General features: G+C 69.0%; 13 protein-coding genes. All 13 read right to left on the bottom strand.

The genetic code is table 11. From position 1 onward, the window contains the following. Positions 1–138: 138 nt before the first annotated feature. Positions 139–1,122: a cell division protein FtsQ/DivIB gene (locus JOF57_RS07080; RefSeq protein ID WP_209915259.1), complete on the bottom strand. Its 984-nt coding sequence runs from the start codon at positions 1,120–1,122 to the stop codon at positions 139–141. Further along, complete coding sequence (gene murC / locus JOF57_RS07075; protein WP_209915257.1) at positions 1,119–2,579, bottom strand: UDP-N-acetylmuramate--L-alanine ligase; 1,461 nt, start codon at positions 2,577–2,579, stop codon at positions 1,119–1,121. The genes JOF57_RS07080 and murC overlap by 4 nt, the downstream gene beginning before the upstream one ends. Continuing rightward, positions 2,576–3,739 (bottom strand): undecaprenyldiphospho-muramoylpentapeptide beta-N-acetylglucosaminyltransferase, encoded by a 1,164-nt coding sequence (murG, locus tag JOF57_RS07070; protein WP_209915902.1) that lies wholly within the window; start codon positions 3,737–3,739, stop codon positions 2,576–2,578. The genes murC and murG overlap by 4 nt, the downstream gene beginning before the upstream one ends. A 23-nt stretch (positions 3,740–3,762) precedes the next feature. Next, complete coding sequence (gene ftsW, locus JOF57_RS07065; protein WP_209915255.1) at positions 3,763–5,421, bottom strand: putative lipid II flippase FtsW; 1,659 nt, start codon at positions 5,419–5,421, stop codon at positions 3,763–3,765. A gap of 5 nt (positions 5,422–5,426) precedes the next feature. After that, on the bottom strand, positions 5,427–6,920 hold the full coding sequence (murD, locus tag JOF57_RS07060; RefSeq protein ID WP_209915899.1) for a UDP-N-acetylmuramoyl-L-alanine--D-glutamate ligase: 1,494 nt from the start codon (positions 6,918–6,920) through the stop codon (positions 5,427–5,429). Continuing rightward, a complete protein-coding gene (mraY, locus tag JOF57_RS07055; protein ID WP_209915252.1) occupies positions 6,920–7,999 on the bottom strand; it encodes a phospho-N-acetylmuramoyl-pentapeptide-transferase in 1,080 nt (359 codons plus the stop codon). The genes murD and mraY overlap by 1 nt, the downstream gene beginning before the upstream one ends. Next, positions 7,996–9,564 (bottom strand): UDP-N-acetylmuramoyl-tripeptide--D-alanyl-D-alanine ligase, encoded by a 1,569-nt coding sequence (locus tag JOF57_RS07050; protein ID WP_209915251.1) that lies wholly within the window; start codon positions 9,562–9,564, stop codon positions 7,996–7,998. Before JOF57_RS07050 ends, mraY begins: the two co-directional genes overlap by 4 nt. Then, on the bottom strand, positions 9,561–11,102 hold the full coding sequence (locus JOF57_RS07045) for a UDP-N-acetylmuramoyl-L-alanyl-D-glutamate--2,6-diaminopimelate ligase (protein WP_209915249.1): 1,542 nt from the start codon (positions 11,100–11,102) through the stop codon (positions 9,561–9,563). The genes JOF57_RS07050 and JOF57_RS07045 overlap by 4 nt, the downstream gene beginning before the upstream one ends. Before the next feature lie 52 nt (positions 11,103–11,154). Next, positions 11,155–13,083: a peptidoglycan D,D-transpeptidase FtsI family protein gene (locus JOF57_RS07040; protein ID WP_209915247.1), complete on the bottom strand. Its 1,929-nt coding sequence runs from the start codon at positions 13,081–13,083 to the stop codon at positions 11,155–11,157. After that, a complete protein-coding gene (locus JOF57_RS07035; RefSeq protein WP_209915245.1) occupies positions 13,080–14,228 on the bottom strand; it encodes a cell division protein FtsL in 1,149 nt (382 codons plus the stop codon). Before JOF57_RS07035 ends, JOF57_RS07040 begins: the two co-directional genes overlap by 4 nt. Next, positions 14,225–15,412, bottom strand: coding sequence for a 16S rRNA (cytosine(1402)-N(4))-methyltransferase RsmH (gene rsmH, locus JOF57_RS07030; protein WP_407666543.1), 1,188 nt, complete (start codon positions 15,410–15,412; stop codon positions 14,225–14,227). Before rsmH ends, JOF57_RS07035 begins: the two co-directional genes overlap by 4 nt. After that, positions 15,390–15,818: a division/cell wall cluster transcriptional repressor MraZ gene (mraZ, locus tag JOF57_RS07025; RefSeq protein ID WP_209915241.1), complete on the bottom strand. Its 429-nt coding sequence runs from the start codon at positions 15,816–15,818 to the stop codon at positions 15,390–15,392. Before mraZ ends, rsmH begins: the two co-directional genes overlap by 23 nt. Positions 15,819–16,248: 430 nt before the next feature. After that, the gene (locus tag JOF57_RS07020) at positions 16,249–16,650 is read right to left on the bottom strand and encodes an SCO2097 family morphological protein (RefSeq protein WP_209915239.1); all 402 of its coding nucleotides are present in this window, start codon (positions 16,648–16,650) and stop codon (positions 16,249–16,251) included. Positions 16,651–16,828: the final 178 nt, after the last annotated feature.

Here is a 16,828-nt window from a genome sequence, read left to right as displayed (position 1 = left end):
CCTTGTCCTGCAAACTCTCAACCTCAACCATAGGCTTAGAGTTATGTCAAGTAGTCCCGCGCAAACAGAACGGTAGGGGGCCGACGCCGGTGATCGCGGCAGGCGCGCCGACGCGCCGCGCGGCAATTTTGCCTCGAACTACTTGACAGTCGGTAGATCTGGGCTCGACACGTCGTACGTATGCCCCGGTTGGGTCAGTAGGGCGGCCAGCTTCAGCGCCTTCTCCTCGGTCCGATCGTTGGTCCCCCACACCACGACCCGACCGTCGGTCAGCGTCAACGCAATCGAGGCCACCGACGGGGCCGCGATCCGGCCCACCTGTGCGATCACATCCGGCGGCAGTGCCGACATCACCTCGAGCGCAGCCTTGGTGGCCGGATCAGCCGGGCCCGGATGGTCGGCGTCCAGATACGGCAACGTCGGCGGCGGCGGTTCGGTGGCGAAATCGACTCCGTCGCGGTCGAACAGATGCGGACCATCGGGATAGTCCTTGACCACCACCGGCACCCGCTCGACCACCGTGATCCGCAGGGTCGACGGATACTCACGCTGCACCCGGGCGGTGGCGACCCGCCGGATCATGGCCACCCGCTCGGCGACCGCGTCCGTGTCGATCTGCAACAGCGGCGTGCCCGGCGCTACCGCCGCGGTCGCCAGCACCTGCTCCTGCGGCACTGCGGCCGCGCCGCTGACCAGCACATTGCGCGCCGACATCGCCGGCGTGAAGTACAGAACCAGACCTAATGCCACCGCCACCACACTGGCCAATGCGGACCACAACAGCACCTTCAGACCGCGAATAGTGCCGCGGGCCAACGTGTTCGGCGCGTCTGAGGGCTGCCCGTTGACCTTGCGCTTGGCCTCACGGCGGGCATGCTCGATCGCCACCGCCCGGTCCCGCGCCACCCGGCGTTCCTCGCGCTCGCGCCGGGCGCGTCGGCGGGGTCCTTCGAAGTCGGCGTCCCGCACATCAGAACCGGCCGCGGGCTCGCCGGACTCACCCGCTGCCTCGCCAGATCCAGCCGCGGGCTCGTCGGACTCAGCCACGGGCGACTCACCGGACTCGGCCGGACCGGGTTCCTCGGCCGCCTCGTCAGGACCGCCGGGGCCCGTTTCGGTCACGCCGAATCCGTCGAGGGACGGCCCGGCGCATGGCGATTCGCCTTGATTCCGAGCTCGGTCACGATTTCCTTGCCCAGCATGGTCACGTCACCGGCACCCATGGTGAGGACCACGTCACCGACGCGGGCCGAGGCGGCGACCGCCGCGGCGACCGCCGAGAAGTCGGGCACGTAGGTGACCGGCGCGCTGACATACTCGGCGACCGTGGCTCCGCTGATCCCGGGAAGCGGCTGCTCACGCGCGCCGTACACGTCGAGCACGAAGACCTCGTCGGCAGCGCTGAGGGCGGCGCCGAACTCCGTCGCGAACGTCGCTGTGCGCGAGTACAAGTGCGGCTGGAACGCGACAACCACCCGGCCACCGGTCTGGTCGACGACCGACCTGGCGGCCTCCAGGGTGGCCCGGACCTCGGTGGGATGGTGCGCATAGTCATCGAAGACCCGGACACCGCCGAGTGATCCGACCAGCTCGAACCGCCGTCGCACCCCCTCGAATCCGGCCAGCCCGTCGAGCACGGCTTCGGTCGGCGCACCGGCCTCGATCCCGGCCAGCAGCGCACCGAGCGCATTGAGCGCCATGTGTCGGCCGGGCACCGCGAGCCGGATCGCGCGCGGGTGCGGCTCACCGGCGAGCTGGATATGCGCCACGGCCCCGGTCCCGTGCTGTTCCCAGCTCAGCAAGGTGCCGGCCAGGTCGCCGGTGGGCGTGCTGCCGTAGCGCAGCACCCGGATCCCCAATGAGTCAGTGTGTTCGGCGAGCGCAGCAGCCCCCGGGTCATCGGTGCAGACCACGAGTGCACCGCCGGGTGCGATGCGATCCACGAATGCGGAGAACACCGCGGTGTAGGCCTGCTCACTACCGAAGAAATCCAGGTGGTCGGCCTCGATGTTGGTGACCACCGCGACATTCGGGGTGTATTCCAGCAGCGAGCCGTCACTCTCGTCGGCCTCGGCGACAAAGCACGTCCCGCTGCCGTGATGGGCGTTGGTGCCCGCCTCGCCCAGTTCGCCACCCACCGCGAACGACGGGTCGAATCCGCTGTGCTGCAACGCCACGATGAGCATCGACGTCGTCGTGGTCTTGCCGTGGGTCCCCGTCACCATCAGTGTCGTGTAGCCGGCCATCAGCTTGGCCAGCACCACCGGGCGCAGGATCACCGGGATTCCGCGGCGCCGGGCCTCGACCAGTTCCGGATTGGTCTTGGGGATCGCTGCGTGGGTGGTGACCACCGCGGTCGGCCCGCCCGGCAACAGATCCAGTGACGACGCGTCATGACCGATTCTGACCTCGGCACCGCGGGCGCGTAAGGCCACGACGCCGCGCGACTCCTTGGCGTCGGATCCGGACACCTGGCCGCCCCGGTCGAGCAGGATCCGGGCCACGCCCGACATCCCGGCTCCCCCGATCCCGACCATGTGTACCCGCTGCAGTTCAGCCGGAAGTGAATTACCGTTCACTGCAGTCTCTTTCGTTGAGCACGTGCGATATCCAGGGCGACCTGCGCCACCCGCCGAGCGGCATCGGGATGGCCCGACAGCGAGGCGGCGGCCGTCATCCCCGCCAACCGCGCGTCGTCGGTCATCAGGCCGGCGACCGTATCGGCCACGAATTCACCGTTGAGCTGCACATCGTCGACGACGATGCCGCCACCGGCCGAAACCACCGGCAGGGCGTTGAGCCGCTGTTCACCGTTGCCGATCGGCAGCGGGACGTACACGGCGGGCAGTCCGACGGCGGTCACCTCGGCAACTGTCATTGCCCCGGACCGGCAGATTGCCAGATCGGCTGCGGCATAGGCCAGGTCCATCCGGTCCAGATACGGCACCGCGACATACGGCGGTGCCCCCGACGCAGCCGGCGGCAGATCAAGGGTGTTCTTCGGCCCGTGCGCATGCAGCACCGAAACACCGGCAGCACCAAGGGCTTCGGCAGCCGAGGCCACCGCACGGTTGATCGACTGCGCCCCCTGCGAACCGCCGAACACCAAGAGCACCTTGGCATCCGGCGCGAATCCGAAAAATTCCCTGGCTTCCGCGCGCAGTGCCGCACGGTCCAGCGACGTGATCGCCGCTCGCACCGGCACCCCGACCACCTCTACCTTGCGCAGCCCGGGTTTGGGCACCGCCGCGAGCACCCGGCGAGCCGACACCGCACCGACCCGGTTGGCCAGGCCGGCCCTCGCGTTGGCCTCGTGGACCACCACCGGGACAGCGCGCCGACGGCCGCGCACGCCGAAGCCGCCACGCGCCGCGAGGTAGGCAGGCAGTGCGACGTAGCCACCGAACCCGATCACCACATCGGCCTCCACGCCGGCCAGCACCGAACGGGTCTGGCGAATCGCGGTACGCACGCGCAGCGGCAACCGCACCAGATCTCCCGACGGCTTGCGCGGCAGCGGCACCGGAGTGATCAGCTCGAGGTCATAGCCGCGTTGCGGAACCAGCCGGGTCTCCAGACCGCGGGCCGTTCCGAGAGCGGTGATCCGAACCTGCGGGTCGAGATCCCGCAGCGCATCGGCCACCGCCATGGCCGGTTCGACGTGACCCGCCGTGCCGCCCCCAGCCAGAACTACGGATATCCCCCGGTCGCTGCGCTCCTGCCCCCGAGGACCAGATATCCCGCGCCCCGCCTTACCCTCACTCACCCGTAACGCTGACCTTCCAAAGTCCGGGTCCGTTGACCCTGTTTCCGCTGGCCTGCACCATATCGGACCGGGGACTTACCGTCCCCGGGCGGCTGCTGACCAGCGGCGCGTCCGGACCGGCGTACCGGCCGGTCGGCGGCATGCGGCGCGCGGCGTCGGGCACCCGCCTGCCCCTGCTTGGTCCCGCCTTTTCCGGATCCGGCCGGCCTGCGTTGTTGCTTACCGGCCGTCGGCTTGGCGCCAGTCTTGCCTGCAGGCTTGCCCGCACCGCGTGCGGATGGCTTTCGACGGTCGTGCAGCCGGTTGCGGGCGGTCTCAAGGCGGGTGGGGACATAGGGCTCGGGTAACGGCAGCCGCAGCAGCCGGGTCATCCGGTCATCACGCCCGGCCCGCAGCGCCGCCACGGCCTCCGGTTCGTGCCGAGCCGCGTTGGTGATCAGCCCCATCATCAGAAGTGTTGTGGCTTGCGAAGATCCACCGGCCGAGATCAACGGCAGCTGCAGCCCGGTGACCGGCAACAGGCCCACCACGTAGCCGACGTTGATGAACATCTGGCCGACCACCCACAGTGTGGTGGTGGCCGTCAGCAGGCGCAGGAACGGATCGGCGGACCGGCGGGCGATGCGCATGCCGGTGTAGGCGAACAGTCCGAACAGGGCCAGCAGACCCACTGCGCCGACGAATCCCAGCTCCTCGCCGATGATGGCGAAGATGAAGTCGTTGTGGGCGTTGGGCAGGTAGTTCCACTTCGCCGTCCCCTGGCCCAGGCCGTCACCGAAGACACCGCCGTTGGCCAGGGCGAACCGGGCCTGCCGGGATTGGTAGCCGATCCCCTGCGAATCGGCCGCCGGGTCGAGCCAGGACTGCACGCGGTCGGACCGGTAGCCCGCCGACAGTGCCAGCACGCCGGCCGCCAGCACCGCGGCCAACAGCGAGGACAGGAACACCCGCAACGGGAGGCCCGCGTACCACAGCAGACCGAGCAGGATGATGCTCAGCGAGACGGTCTGCCCGAGGTCGGGCTGGGCGACGATCAACGCGAGCGCGATCACCGCGGCGGGCACCAGCGGGATCAGCATCTCGCGCAACGAGGCCCGCTCCAGGCGCCGGGCCGCCAGCAGGTGCGCGCCCCAGATGGCGAAGGCGATCTTGGCCAGCTCCGAGGGCTGCATCGAGAACCCGGCAACGACGAACCAGCCGCGAGAGCCGTTGGCCACCTTGCCGATTCCGGGAATGAGCACCAGGATCAGCAGCACGATGGTGAAGGCGAACCCGGGGAACGCAATCCGGCGCAGGGTGCGCACCGGCATCCGCAGGGCCACATAGAACGCAAACAGTCCGACGCCCGTCCACATCACCTGGCGGCCGAACACCGCCCAGGGCGACCCGTCGAAGTCGTACGAATACACCCCCGATGCCGAGAGCACCATGATCAGACCGAGTGTGGTGAGGAGCGCGGTGACCGCGATGATCAGGTGAAACGAGGTCATCGGACGGCTCAGCCAGGCGCCGAACCGGGTCCGTGGAGCCTCGGACGATCCAGCCGCGGCTTTCGAGGCGGGTGCGGCCTCAGATGATCCGGCTGCGGCTGAATCGGAGTTGTCGCCCGTTGCGGCACCGTCACGGCGGCGCAACCGGGCCAGGATGCCGGCCACCTCGGTTACCCGATCGCGGCGCGAACGGCGCCGGCGAAAGCATCGCCACGCTGGCCGTAGCCGCTGAACTGATCGAAGGACGCGCCTGCCGGGGCCAGCAACACGGTGTCACCCGCGCCGGCCAGCCCGCGGGCGACATCGACGACCGCCGCCATGACCGCGTCGGAGACCGAGCGGTCCCCGACGTCGATCACACGAGTCACATGATCACCAATAGACTCATTTGTCTCAAGCACCCCAGAATCCTCCCCCGTCACAACCTCGACAACGGGGACATCCGGGGCGTGTCGCGATAACGCATCGGCAACCATCTGCCGATCCCGTCCGATCAGCACCGCAGCAACCAGGCGATTCGCCACCTCACGCACCAACTCGTCGACCGAAGCGCCCTTCAGCAAGCCCCCGGCGATCCAGATCACGCGGTCGAACGCGGTGATCGAGGCCTGCGCAGCATGCGGATTGGTGGCCTTGGAATCGTCGACGTAGCGCACCCCGTCGGCCTCCCCGACCAGCTCGGCACGGTGCCTTCCGACCTGGAACGACGCCAACGCGCTCGCGATCGAATCGGGCGCCACCCCGACGGCACGGGCCAGCGCCGCAGCCGCCAGCGCATCGAGCACGCCGACCGGACCGGCCACCCCGATCGTCGCGGCATCAGCCAACTCGACACCGTCGCCGAACGCGCGGTCGACGAGCGTGCCGTCACGCACGCCGAGTTCGCCGTCGGCCGGTTCACCCAGCCGGAAGCCGACCCGAACCGGTGCCCCGGCGGCCGGCAGCAGACCGGCGGCCACCGGATCGTCGAGACCCACCACGGCCACCCGGCCGGCCAGCGCGCGAGCCTTGTCGGCGGCATAGGCGGCCATCGAACCGTGCCAGTCCAGATGGTCCTCGGCAACGTTGAGCACCACGCCGGCGTCCGGGCGCAATGAGGGCGCCCAGTGCAACTGAAAGCTGGAGAGCTCGACCGCCAGCAACTCCGCGGGCTGGTCCAGAACAGCCAGCACCGGGTCACCGATGTTGCCGCACAACAGGCTTCGACGCCCATCGGCCAGCAGCATCTCGTGCAGCATCGATGTGGTGGTGGTCTTGCCATTGGTGCCGGTGACCACCAGCCAGCGCCGAGGCGGACCGTAACGACCCGCGGCATCCAACCGCCAGGCCAGCTCCACATCGCCCCAGATCGGTACCCCGGCCCCGGCCGCTGCGGCCAACACGGCAGCTGTGGGCGGGAATCCCGGGCTCGTCACCACCAGGGCGTAGTCGGCGATGCCGGCGATGGCCCCGGCCGGGTCGATGACGGCGGTGCCCTGCTCGGCGAGGACGCGCAGGGCATCGACATTGTCATCACACAGCGTCGCCGCCACGCCGAGGGGCGCCAGCGCCGCCAGCACGGCCCGTCCGGTCACCCCGGCACCGGTCACCAACACCGGGGCACCCGGGGTCAGCAGGGAGAGATCGTCGCCACCGCCGCGCCCGCCGGATGGGCCCGCCACCATCAGGCCCCGACTGCGGTGAGCCACTCGCTGTAGAACAGGGCCACACCCAGACCACAGGCGATCGCCGTCAGCAGCCAGAACCGGATGATGACCGTCGTCTCGGCCCAGCCCACCAGCTCGAAATGGTGATGGAACGGAGCCATCCGGAACACCCGGCGGCCGGTGGTGCGGAACGCCAGGATCTGCACCACCACCGAGGTCACCTCGGCCACGAACAGTGCGCCCAGGACGACCGCGAGGATCTCGGTGCGGCTGGTCACCGACAACCCGGCGATGATGCCGCCCAGCGCCAGCGAACCGGTGTCACCCATGAAGATCTTGGCCGGCGCGGCGTTCCACCACAGGAAGCCGATACACGCGCCCGCGGTCGCGGCCGCGACGATCGCCAGGTCCAGCGGGTCGCGCACGTTGTAACAACCCAGGCCCGGAGCCGTGGCGCAAGCATTGCGGTACTGCCAGAACGTGATCAGGACGTAGGCCGCGGTCACCATCGCCATCGCGCCCGCCGCCAGCCCGTCCAGACCGTCGGTGAAGTTCACCGCGTTGGACCAGGCACTGACGATCACGACGCAGAACAACACAAACACCCACGACGCCAACGTGACCGTGGCGATCTCGCGGACATAGGACAGCTCCGGGCTGCCCGGGGTCAGACCGTCGCCGTTGCGGAACTGCAGCGCCAGCACGCCGAACAGCACCGCGGCAGTCAGCTGGCCGACGGTCTTGGCGGTCTTGTTCAGACCCAGGTTGCGCGAGCGCCGCAGCTTGATCAGGTCATCGACGAAGCCGACCAGACCGAGCATCGTAGCCAGCCCGAGCACGAGCAGGCCCGAGGCCGACGGTCCCTCAGCGCCCAGCGCCACCCCGACCAGATGGGCGCCCAGATAGGCCGCCCAGATACCGGCCACGATCGCCACACCGCCCATCGACGGCGTGCCGCGCTTCTTGGCGTGGCTGGCCGGGCCGTCCTCACGGATCTCGTGCCCTAGCCCGCGCTTGGTGAACAACCGGATCAGCGCCGGGGTGAGCAGGATCGAAACCGTCAGCGCGATACCGACGGCGATCAGGATGAGCTTCATCGGTCGGCGTTCCCAACTTCTTCTGCCATCGGAGACGGCGATCCAGCTTCTGCCGAAACCAGCGCGTCGGCCAGGGCACCCAACCCCACCGAGTTGGATGCCTTCACCAGCACCACGTCCCCGGGCTGCAGCTCAGCCTGCAGCAGGGCAAGCGCGGCATCGGCGTCATCGACCATCGTGGACTCAGATCCCCACGAACCCTCCATCACCGCGCCGTGGTGCATGGCGTTCATAGTCCTCCCGGTTCCGACGACGATTAACCGAGACACATCTAAGCGCACCGCGAACCGTCCGATGGCGTCGTGCTCGGTTATCGCGTCGTCGCCCAGTTCGGCCATTTCACCCAACACTGCCCAGCTGCGCCGCTTTCCGTGCAGGTCACCGCCCGCATCGCCACCACCCTGGCGGGCCATCCAGGCCAGTGCCTTGAGGCCGGCGCGCATCGAATCCGGGTTGGCGTTGTAGGCGTCGTTGATCACCGTCACACCGTCGGCACGGGTGCCGACCGCCATCCGGTGCCGCGAGACCGGGCCCGCGCCCGCCAGCGCGGTAGCCACCTGGTCCAGGCTCGCGCCGCACTGCAGCGCAACCGCCGCCGCGCACAACGCATTGCCGACCTGGTGATCGCCGTGCACCGCCAGCGCCACCTCGATTTCCCCACCGCCCGCGTGCAGCGCGAACCGCGGGCGCGCCAGATCGTCGAGGGTGACCGGCCCGGCCCACACGTCGACCGCGGAGCCGGGCTCCCGCGAGACCCGCACCACCGTGGCCTCGGTCTTACCGGCCATCGCCGCCACCGCGGTGTCGTCGACGTTGAGGATCACCACACCGGAGGCCGGAACAGCTTGCGGCAACTCAGCTTTGGTACTGGCAATGGCCTCGCGCGAACCGAACTCACCGAGATGAGCGGTGCCCACATTGAGCACCACCGCGATCTGCGGCGGGGCAATGGCGGCCAGAGCGGCGATATTGCCCGGATGCCGGGCCGACATCTCCAAGATCAGGTAGTCGGTCTCGGGCGTGGCGCGCAGCACGGTCCACGGATGCCCGAGCTCGTTGTTGAACGAGCCCGGCGGCGCGATCACCTGCCCGAGCGGATCCAGCACCGCCGCCAGCAGATCCTTGGTCGAGGTCTTGCCCGAGGATCCCGTCACCCCGATGATCGTCAGCCCGTCGGCGACCAGTTCGGCGGCCACTGCCGCTGCCAACTTGGCCAGCGCGGCCAGGACCGCCGCACCGGACCCGTCGGTATCGAATTCCAAAGCGCCAGAGGAGACATCGACGCCCCCGTCGGCGACACTGGGCTTTTTCACGATGATCGCGGGTACCCCGACCGGGCGCGCGGCCAGCACAGCCACAGCCCCGGCCGCCACCGCCCGCGCCGCGAAGTCATGGCCGTCGGAGCGGGCACCGGGTAGCGCCAGGAACAATCCACCGGCGCCGATCGCGCGGGAGTCGAATTCCACGGTGCCGGTGATGCGCGTCGCGGCAGCCTCGTCGGCAGTGATGTCGGCCAACTCGCCGCCGACGATCTCGGCGATCCTGGCAATGGTCATCTCGATCACGTGCCCGACTCCCCTTCGGTGAGTGCCTCCAACGCCGCCGCCAATTCGTCACGATCATCGAACGGCCTGGTGTGACCGCCACCGGTCTGCCCGCTCTCGTGGCCCTTACCGGCGATCAGCACGATGTCGCCGGGCCCGGCCCAGGCCACCGCGCGGTCGATGGCCGCCCGCCGATCCGCAACCTCCACGACCTCGGCGCCATCCTGCGCTTCAGCGGCCCCGGCCATGATCGCCGCACGGATCGATGCGGGGTCCTCATCGCGGGGATTGTCATCGGTGACGACGACGAGATCGGCCAATTCGGCCGCGACCCGACCCATCGGCGCGCGCTTGCCCGAATCCCGGTTGCCACCGGCCCCGAACACCACCGCGATGCGGCCCGGTCCCGAATCTCTGAGTGTCTCGAGTACCGCCTGCAGGGCGCCCGGCTTGTGCGCGTAATCGACCAGTGCCAGGAACTCCTGTCCGCGGTCGATCGGCTGCAGCCGACCCGGCACGTTCGCGATCCGCAGTCCCGGGGCCGCCTGCTCGGGCGGCACCCCGGCCCCGTCCAGCAGTGCGATCGCCAGCGCCGCGTTGGCGACGTTGTAGGCACCGGTCAGCCCGATCCGAATCTCGTGGGCCACGCCCGCCGGGTCGACGAGGGTGAACTCCTGGGACCCGACGCCGACCGACGAGACCCGGCGCACCTGCCAGTCCGCTGGGGCGCCCGCAGCGCTGACGGTCGCCACCTTCTCGGCCCGGCCGGCCATCGCCACGCCCGCATCGTCGTCCACGCAGACCACCGCGGCGGCGGCATGGTTGCGCGACGCCGGATCGAACAGGCCGGCCTTGGCCTCGAAGTAGTCCTGCATCGTCGGATGGAAATCCAGGTGATCGCGCGACAGGTTGGTGAACCCGCCGAGCGCGAAAACGATCCCGTCGACCCGGCCCAGTGTCAGCGCGTGGCTCGACACCTCCATCACCACGGTGTCGACACCACTTTCGACCATCACCGCCAACAACGCCTGAAGATCCGGCGCCTCGGGCGTAGTCAGCGCGCTCGGCAGATCGCGTCCGGCGATGCGCACACCCACCGTGCCGATCAGTCCGGCCACCCGGCCGGCGGCCCGGAGCCCGGCCTCGGCCAGATATGTCGTGGTGGTCTTACCCGAGGTTCCGGTCACCCCGATGACAGTCAGACGTTCCGACGGACGTCCGTACACCTCGGACGCCACCTCACCGAGCACCGAACGAGGGTCCGGGTGAATCAGAACCGGCACCTGGAGCGCGCCCAACTCAGCGGCGCCGGCAGCATCGGTCAGCACCGCCACTGCACCGGCGGCCACCGCGTCGGCCGAATACCGTGCACCGTGCACCGCCGACCCCGGCAACGCGGCGAACAGGTCCCCGGGCCGGGCGTCCTGGCCGCGCAGGGTCACTCCTGTCACCCGAAGATCCGGCAGGGGATTTCCGGTGGCGGATACCGCTTGGACCTGTTCGGCGAGCGGCACGAGGGATTGGCCGACGGGACGGCTGGGACGCAGCTTCATGGCCATGCCACAGTACCCATCTGCGGTCCACCGACCGCACCACCCACGGCGATGGGGGTCAGGTCGCCTGCAGGGTCAACCGCGGCCCCGGATCGGCCGACAGCGGGACGTTGTGACGTTGCAGCAGCCACGAGGCGATGTTGTGGAACAGCGGTGCAGCCGAGGACCCCGGTGAGCCGTCCGCGGCGCGGTGCGGTGCGTCCATCATGATGCCGATGACGTAACGGGGATCATCGGCAGGCGCCATGCCCGCGAAGGTGATCCAGTAGACGTCGTCGTAGTAGCAGCCACACGCCGGATTGATCTGCTGCGCCGTACCGGTCTTACCGGCGATCTGATAACCCTCGACCGCCGCCTGCGGGCCGGTGCCCTGCTGGTAGCCCATCGGGTCACGCTGCACGATGGCCCGGAACATGTTGCGCACGGTGCGGGCGGTCTCCGGTGTCACCACCCGAACCCCTTCCGGCCGCGGCTCATCGGTACGGCTGCCGTCGGGCGCGATCGTGGACTTGATGATCCGCGGCGGGATACGCACGCCGTCGTTGGCGATCGTCTGGTACATCCCGGTCATCTGCAGCAGTGTCATCGAAAGACCCTGTCCGATGGGCAGGTTGGAGAACGAGCTGCCCGACCACTGATCGATGGGCGGCACCAGACCCGGGCTCTCACCCGGCAGGCCGACGCCGGTGCGCTGACCGAGCCCGAACCGGCTGACCATGTCGTAGAACCGATCCGGACCCACGCGCTGAGCCAGCATCAGGGTGCCGACGTTCGACGACTTCCCGAACACACCGGTCATCGTGTACGGCATCACGCCGTGGTTCCACGCGTCGCGGACGGTGACCCCACCCATGTCGATCGAACCGGGTACCTGCAGCACCTCGTCCGGGTTGGCCAGACCGTACTCGATCGCAGCCGAGGCCGTGATGATCTTGTTCACCGAGCCGGGCTCGAACGGTGAGGACACCGGCAGGTTGCCCATCTGCCGACTCTCCTGCCGACCGAGGTCCTGGCTCGGGTCGAACGTGTTGTCGTTCGACATCGCCAGTACCTCACCGGATTTCGCGTCGAGCACGACAGCCGAGACGTTCTTGGCGCCCGAGGCATCCTTGGCCTGCTGCACCTGCTGCTGGACGTAGTACTGGATGTCGTCATCCAGGGTCAGCTGCACAGTGGAGCCGTTGACCGCGTCGTGCCGGTTGCGGTAGCTGCCCGGGATCACCACGCCATCCGATCCCCGGTCGTAGGTGACCGAACCGTCGGAACCGGCCAGCATCGCGTCGAGCGAATCCTCAAGCCCCAGTAGACCGTGGCCGTCCCAGTCGATACCGCCGACGATGTTGGCGGCCAGCGATCCACCCGGGTACTGCCGCAGATCCTGGCGCTCGGCCCCGACTTCGGGGAACTTGTCCATGATGGCGCTGGCGATCGCGGGGTCAACCGCGCGGGCCAGATAGACGAAAGTCTCGTTGCTCCGGAGCTTCTTGAGCACGGTCTTGAAATCGGGCCGGTTGTCCAGCCGGGTGGCGACCTCTTTGGCGATGTCGGAGAGCCGTCGATCCGGATCCGGTGCCTCGCTGGATTTTTCCTTGGCCTCGGCCAGCTGCTTGCGAACCCGGACCGGCTGGAATGTGAGCGCCTTGGCCTCGATGGTGAACGCCAGCTTGTCCTCGTTGCGGTCCACGATGCTGCCCCGCATGGCCGGGTTCACGTCGGTGACTTTGAGCTGGCTGGCTGCCTCGGCGCGCAGACCCGCCGCCTTCGGCACCTGAAGGGTGAACAGCTGCACGGCCGCGATCACCAGCACCGACAGCATGACCAGGTTTCCGGCGCGGTGCCGGAACACGAAAGACGAGCTGCGCAAACCTGTTTCGGCAGCCGCGACCCGCGTGCGACGCACCCCGGCCTCGTGCCCCGGCCCGGACGAGGCCTTCTTGGCCCGCTGCGGCTTCGGAGACCGGCCCTGGCCACCCGGGCGCCGGCTCATACGGCGGGCGCCGGGGCGTTGACGAGGGCAGCCGGGAGATGCGCCGCCGGGGCCGTCGGTCGGCTGAACTGCTCCAGCGGAACGACGGGGCCGGGGGCGGCCAGCGCCTGCGCCGGAGCGGCCGGTGCAGGCAGGACCGGCCCGGGCGCGGTGGGCACCCCGGCGACGGGCGCCTGCGCCGGGTCGGTGACCTGTTGCGGTGCGAGTGGCGCGGGATCAACCGGCGCGGGTGCCACCAGGGGGGCCGGCGCCGGCGCGGCGAGCACGCCCGGTGCCGGCGCGGGCGGTCCCGGCAGGACCGGCCCGGGCACCGACGGTACGGCTCCCGGCACACCATGGGTTGCGTCGACCGGCGGGACCGGGATACCGGGAACTGCAGGTGAACCCGGGTGCGGCGCCCGCACCGTCAGCTCCCGCGGATCAACCACCCGTGGGGCCGGGGGCGCGGGCGGGGCCGGCGGGGCCTCCTCGGGCAACGGGGTGTTCAGTGGGGGCGGCGGTACCCCTTCGGCGGGCTTGGGGGTACCGACGACGGTCCAGTTGCCGGCTGCATCCTGCACCAGGTGCGCGGTATCGCGGGACGGGATCATGCCCAGATTGCGGGCTGACTCGGCCAGCGCCGGTGCGGCCTGCGCCTCGAGCACGTCGCGTTCCAGCGCCTCTTTCTGTTGCAGCAGGCCCTGATTGACCTGGCGGGCGTGCCCCAACTGGTAGGACCGCTCGGCTGAACCGGTCGACAGCCACAGCGTGACGGCAAGTCCCAGACCCAGCGCCGCGATCACCAACACGACGAACGGGACACGTGAGAGCAGGACGCGCGGGTTCAGCTCGATCGAGGCGAGTCGGATCAGCAGACGTTCCCGCAGCCGGACCCGCAGTGGCGGACGGACAACCTTGGGAGCCTTGGCCTTACGAGCCTTCGCCCGCGCCTTGGCCTGGCTGGTGCTCTTGGGCCGAGCCGGACGGGTACCCGGCCGCTGAGTCGGTCCGGCAGCCGGTGCCGTGCGCGCGGGCCGTTGTTCGGAACCTGGCCGGCGCTTGCGCGGCGGGGCCTGATCGGTGCGCCGCCCGCCACCCCGCGCGGGTTGACGCACCGGACGCCTGCGGTCTGCCTCACGCAGCTGCTCGGGTCGCGTGACCTTCATCGGTTGCCCCCTTCCCCCACCTTTTCCAGTGCCCGCAGCCGCACCGGAGCGCTACGCGGATTGCGATCGATCTCACTCTGGCGGGCCTTCTCGGCGCCGCGGGTCAACGTGACGAATTCGGGTTCATGGCCCGGCAGTTCGATGGGCAGACCGGGCGGGGTCCGCGATGCGGTGGCCGCAGCAAAAGCCTGCTTGACGATCCGGTCCTCGAGCGACTGGTAGGACATCACCACGATCCGTCCGCCGTCGGTCAGCGCGGCGAGCGCGGCAGGCAGTGCGGCGCGCAGCGAGTCCAGTTCGCTGTTGACCGCGACCCGCAGCGCTTGGAAGGTGCGCTTGCCCGGATGCCCCCCGGTACGGCGGGCCGGGGCCGGGATCGCCTCGTAGAGCAGCTCGACCAACTCGCCGGTGGTGGAAAACGGTTGGTGCGCACGCCGTTTGACCGCCTTGTCGGCTATCCGTCCGGCGAAGCGCTCCTCGCCGTAGTCGCGCAGGATCCGCGCGATCGACTTGGCGTCGTAGGTGTTGAGGATGTCCGCGGCCGTCAGCGGCCCGTCGGGGTCCATCCGCATGTCCAGTGGCGCATCCACGGAGTAGGAGAAGCCGCGTTCGGTCTGGTCGAGTTGCATCGAGGACACCCCGAGGTCGAACAGCACACCGTCGACCCGAGTGAAGCCGGATTCCGCGATCGCCCCGGCTATTCCGTCGTAGCGGGTCCGCACCGGCCGCAGCCGGTCGCCGAACTGGGCCAGCCGGGCACCGGCGATGCCGAGCGCGGTGGGATCGCGGTCCAGCCCGATGACGTGTAGACCCGGAAAGTCGGTCAGAAAGCGTTCGGAGTGGCCGCCTGCGCCGAGGGTGGCGTCCACCAGCACTGCGTCCGTGCCGTCCTCGTGGTGACGGGTGAGCGCGGGGGCGAGCAATTCGACGCAGCGGTCGAGTAGAACCGGGATGTGGCCGTGGTCCTGGGAGTCGGACTCGTCTGGGGAATCTGGCATCGCTGAAACACCTCCGCTCGGAATGGCCCCTGCACCGGGGTCTCTGTCCGAATTAACGGACCTGGCGTCGGGGAAGTACGCCAGGGCCAATTCGGGCAGAGGCCTCGCTGCACGGGCTAAGTCCAGGCCGGCCGCCGGTTGAGCGGCCGCATCAGCGGCGCCATCAGTGAACGTCGCGAGTTTCATCGGTGGCCGCGGAGAAGTTTTCTTCGTGGGTCTGCTGGTAGGTCTGCCACGCGTCGGCGTCCCAGATTTCCAGGTAGTCGATCGACCCGATGACCACGCATTCCTTGGACAGGTTTGCGTAGCGACGGTGATCCACCGACAGGGTGATCCGACCCTGTCCATCCGGACGCTGCTCGTCGGCGGCCGCGGCGAATACCCGCAACTGCGCGCGGCGTTCCGGATTCGCCTTCGCTTCTTCCACCGCTTTGCGTGCGCGTTCCTCGAACTCGTCCCGCGGATACACGGCCAGGCTGTGATCTTGACTCTTCGTGACCATCAACCCTCCTGCCAGTACGTCGCGGAACTTGGCGGGCAGCGTGAGCCGCCCCTTGTCGTCGAGCTTGGGCGTGTAGGTACCCAGAAACATCTGGACACCTCCCGCCACCCGGTTCGGATCCCGAGTCGCTTTGCCTTCTGCCCTCCGAACGGGACTCCGTTTTCCCGTTGGCCGCCACTTTACCCCACGATCCCCCACTTTGCTCCATTTAATCCGCCATGTTTGGGTGCACTCCCCACCTAGACACCCCAAATCTCCACGCTGAGCGCGTCTTCACCCGCAAGCCTGGATCGGGAAAATGCAAAAACCGCAGGTAGAGACCTGCGGTGACAGTGTGGGGGGATGTGGGGCGAAATTCCCTGAGAATCCGCGGTCCTCCCCCACACCGCCCCACGGTCCCGCCCGGCAGCCGACACCGGCGTGTCGCTGGACCGGCCCCCGACGCCCGGCCCGGGCCGTCCAGAACGCACAAAAAAGGGGGCAACCCGTTACGGGCTGCCCCCTGAATCCGTCTGACGGCTCAGTCGTCGAACCGGCGTCGGAACCGATCTTCCATTCGGGTGGTGAACGACCCGCCGCGCTGACGACGCTGCCGCGTCGCATTGCCGGCCCCCTGGGCCGTACGCCCCGGACCACCGGCCACGCGCGGGCCGGTGACGGCGAACACCACGCCACCGAACATCACCACAAAGCCCACCACCGACAGAGCCGGGAAACCCCCGAGCCACAGTGAGTCCACCGCCACGCCGACTACCAACAAGGCCAAACCGAGGACGAACAGCAACGCGCCCTGAAGCCTGCGCCGAGCTGATGGCGCGCGCAAAGAGCCGCCACGAACGCTCGAGGCGAACTTGGGATCCTCGGCATAGAGCGCGCTCTCGATCTGGTCGAGCATGCGCTGCTCATGATCGGAGAGTGGCATTCGTCCCTCCTTGCCGACGCCGCCGTCGCTGTCAAGATTTCACGTGCCCGCAATCACGGGCACCTAACGCTAATGATACGAGGTCGATCCGAGCCGTACCACCTTGTTCGCCGTCGATTGTAGGTCGTCGTGAGATGACGCGGGTCGAGGGGACCGAACGTCCTCTGCCCGGATAATG

It is taken from the genome of Mycolicibacterium lutetiense, from assembly GCF_017876775.1.
Taxonomy (GTDB): domain Bacteria; phylum Actinomycetota; class Actinomycetes; order Mycobacteriales; family Mycobacteriaceae; genus Mycobacterium; species Mycobacterium lutetiense.
The sequence above is the reverse complement of the archived record's forward strand: the minus strand, read 5'-3'. Positions and strand labels throughout refer to the sequence as shown.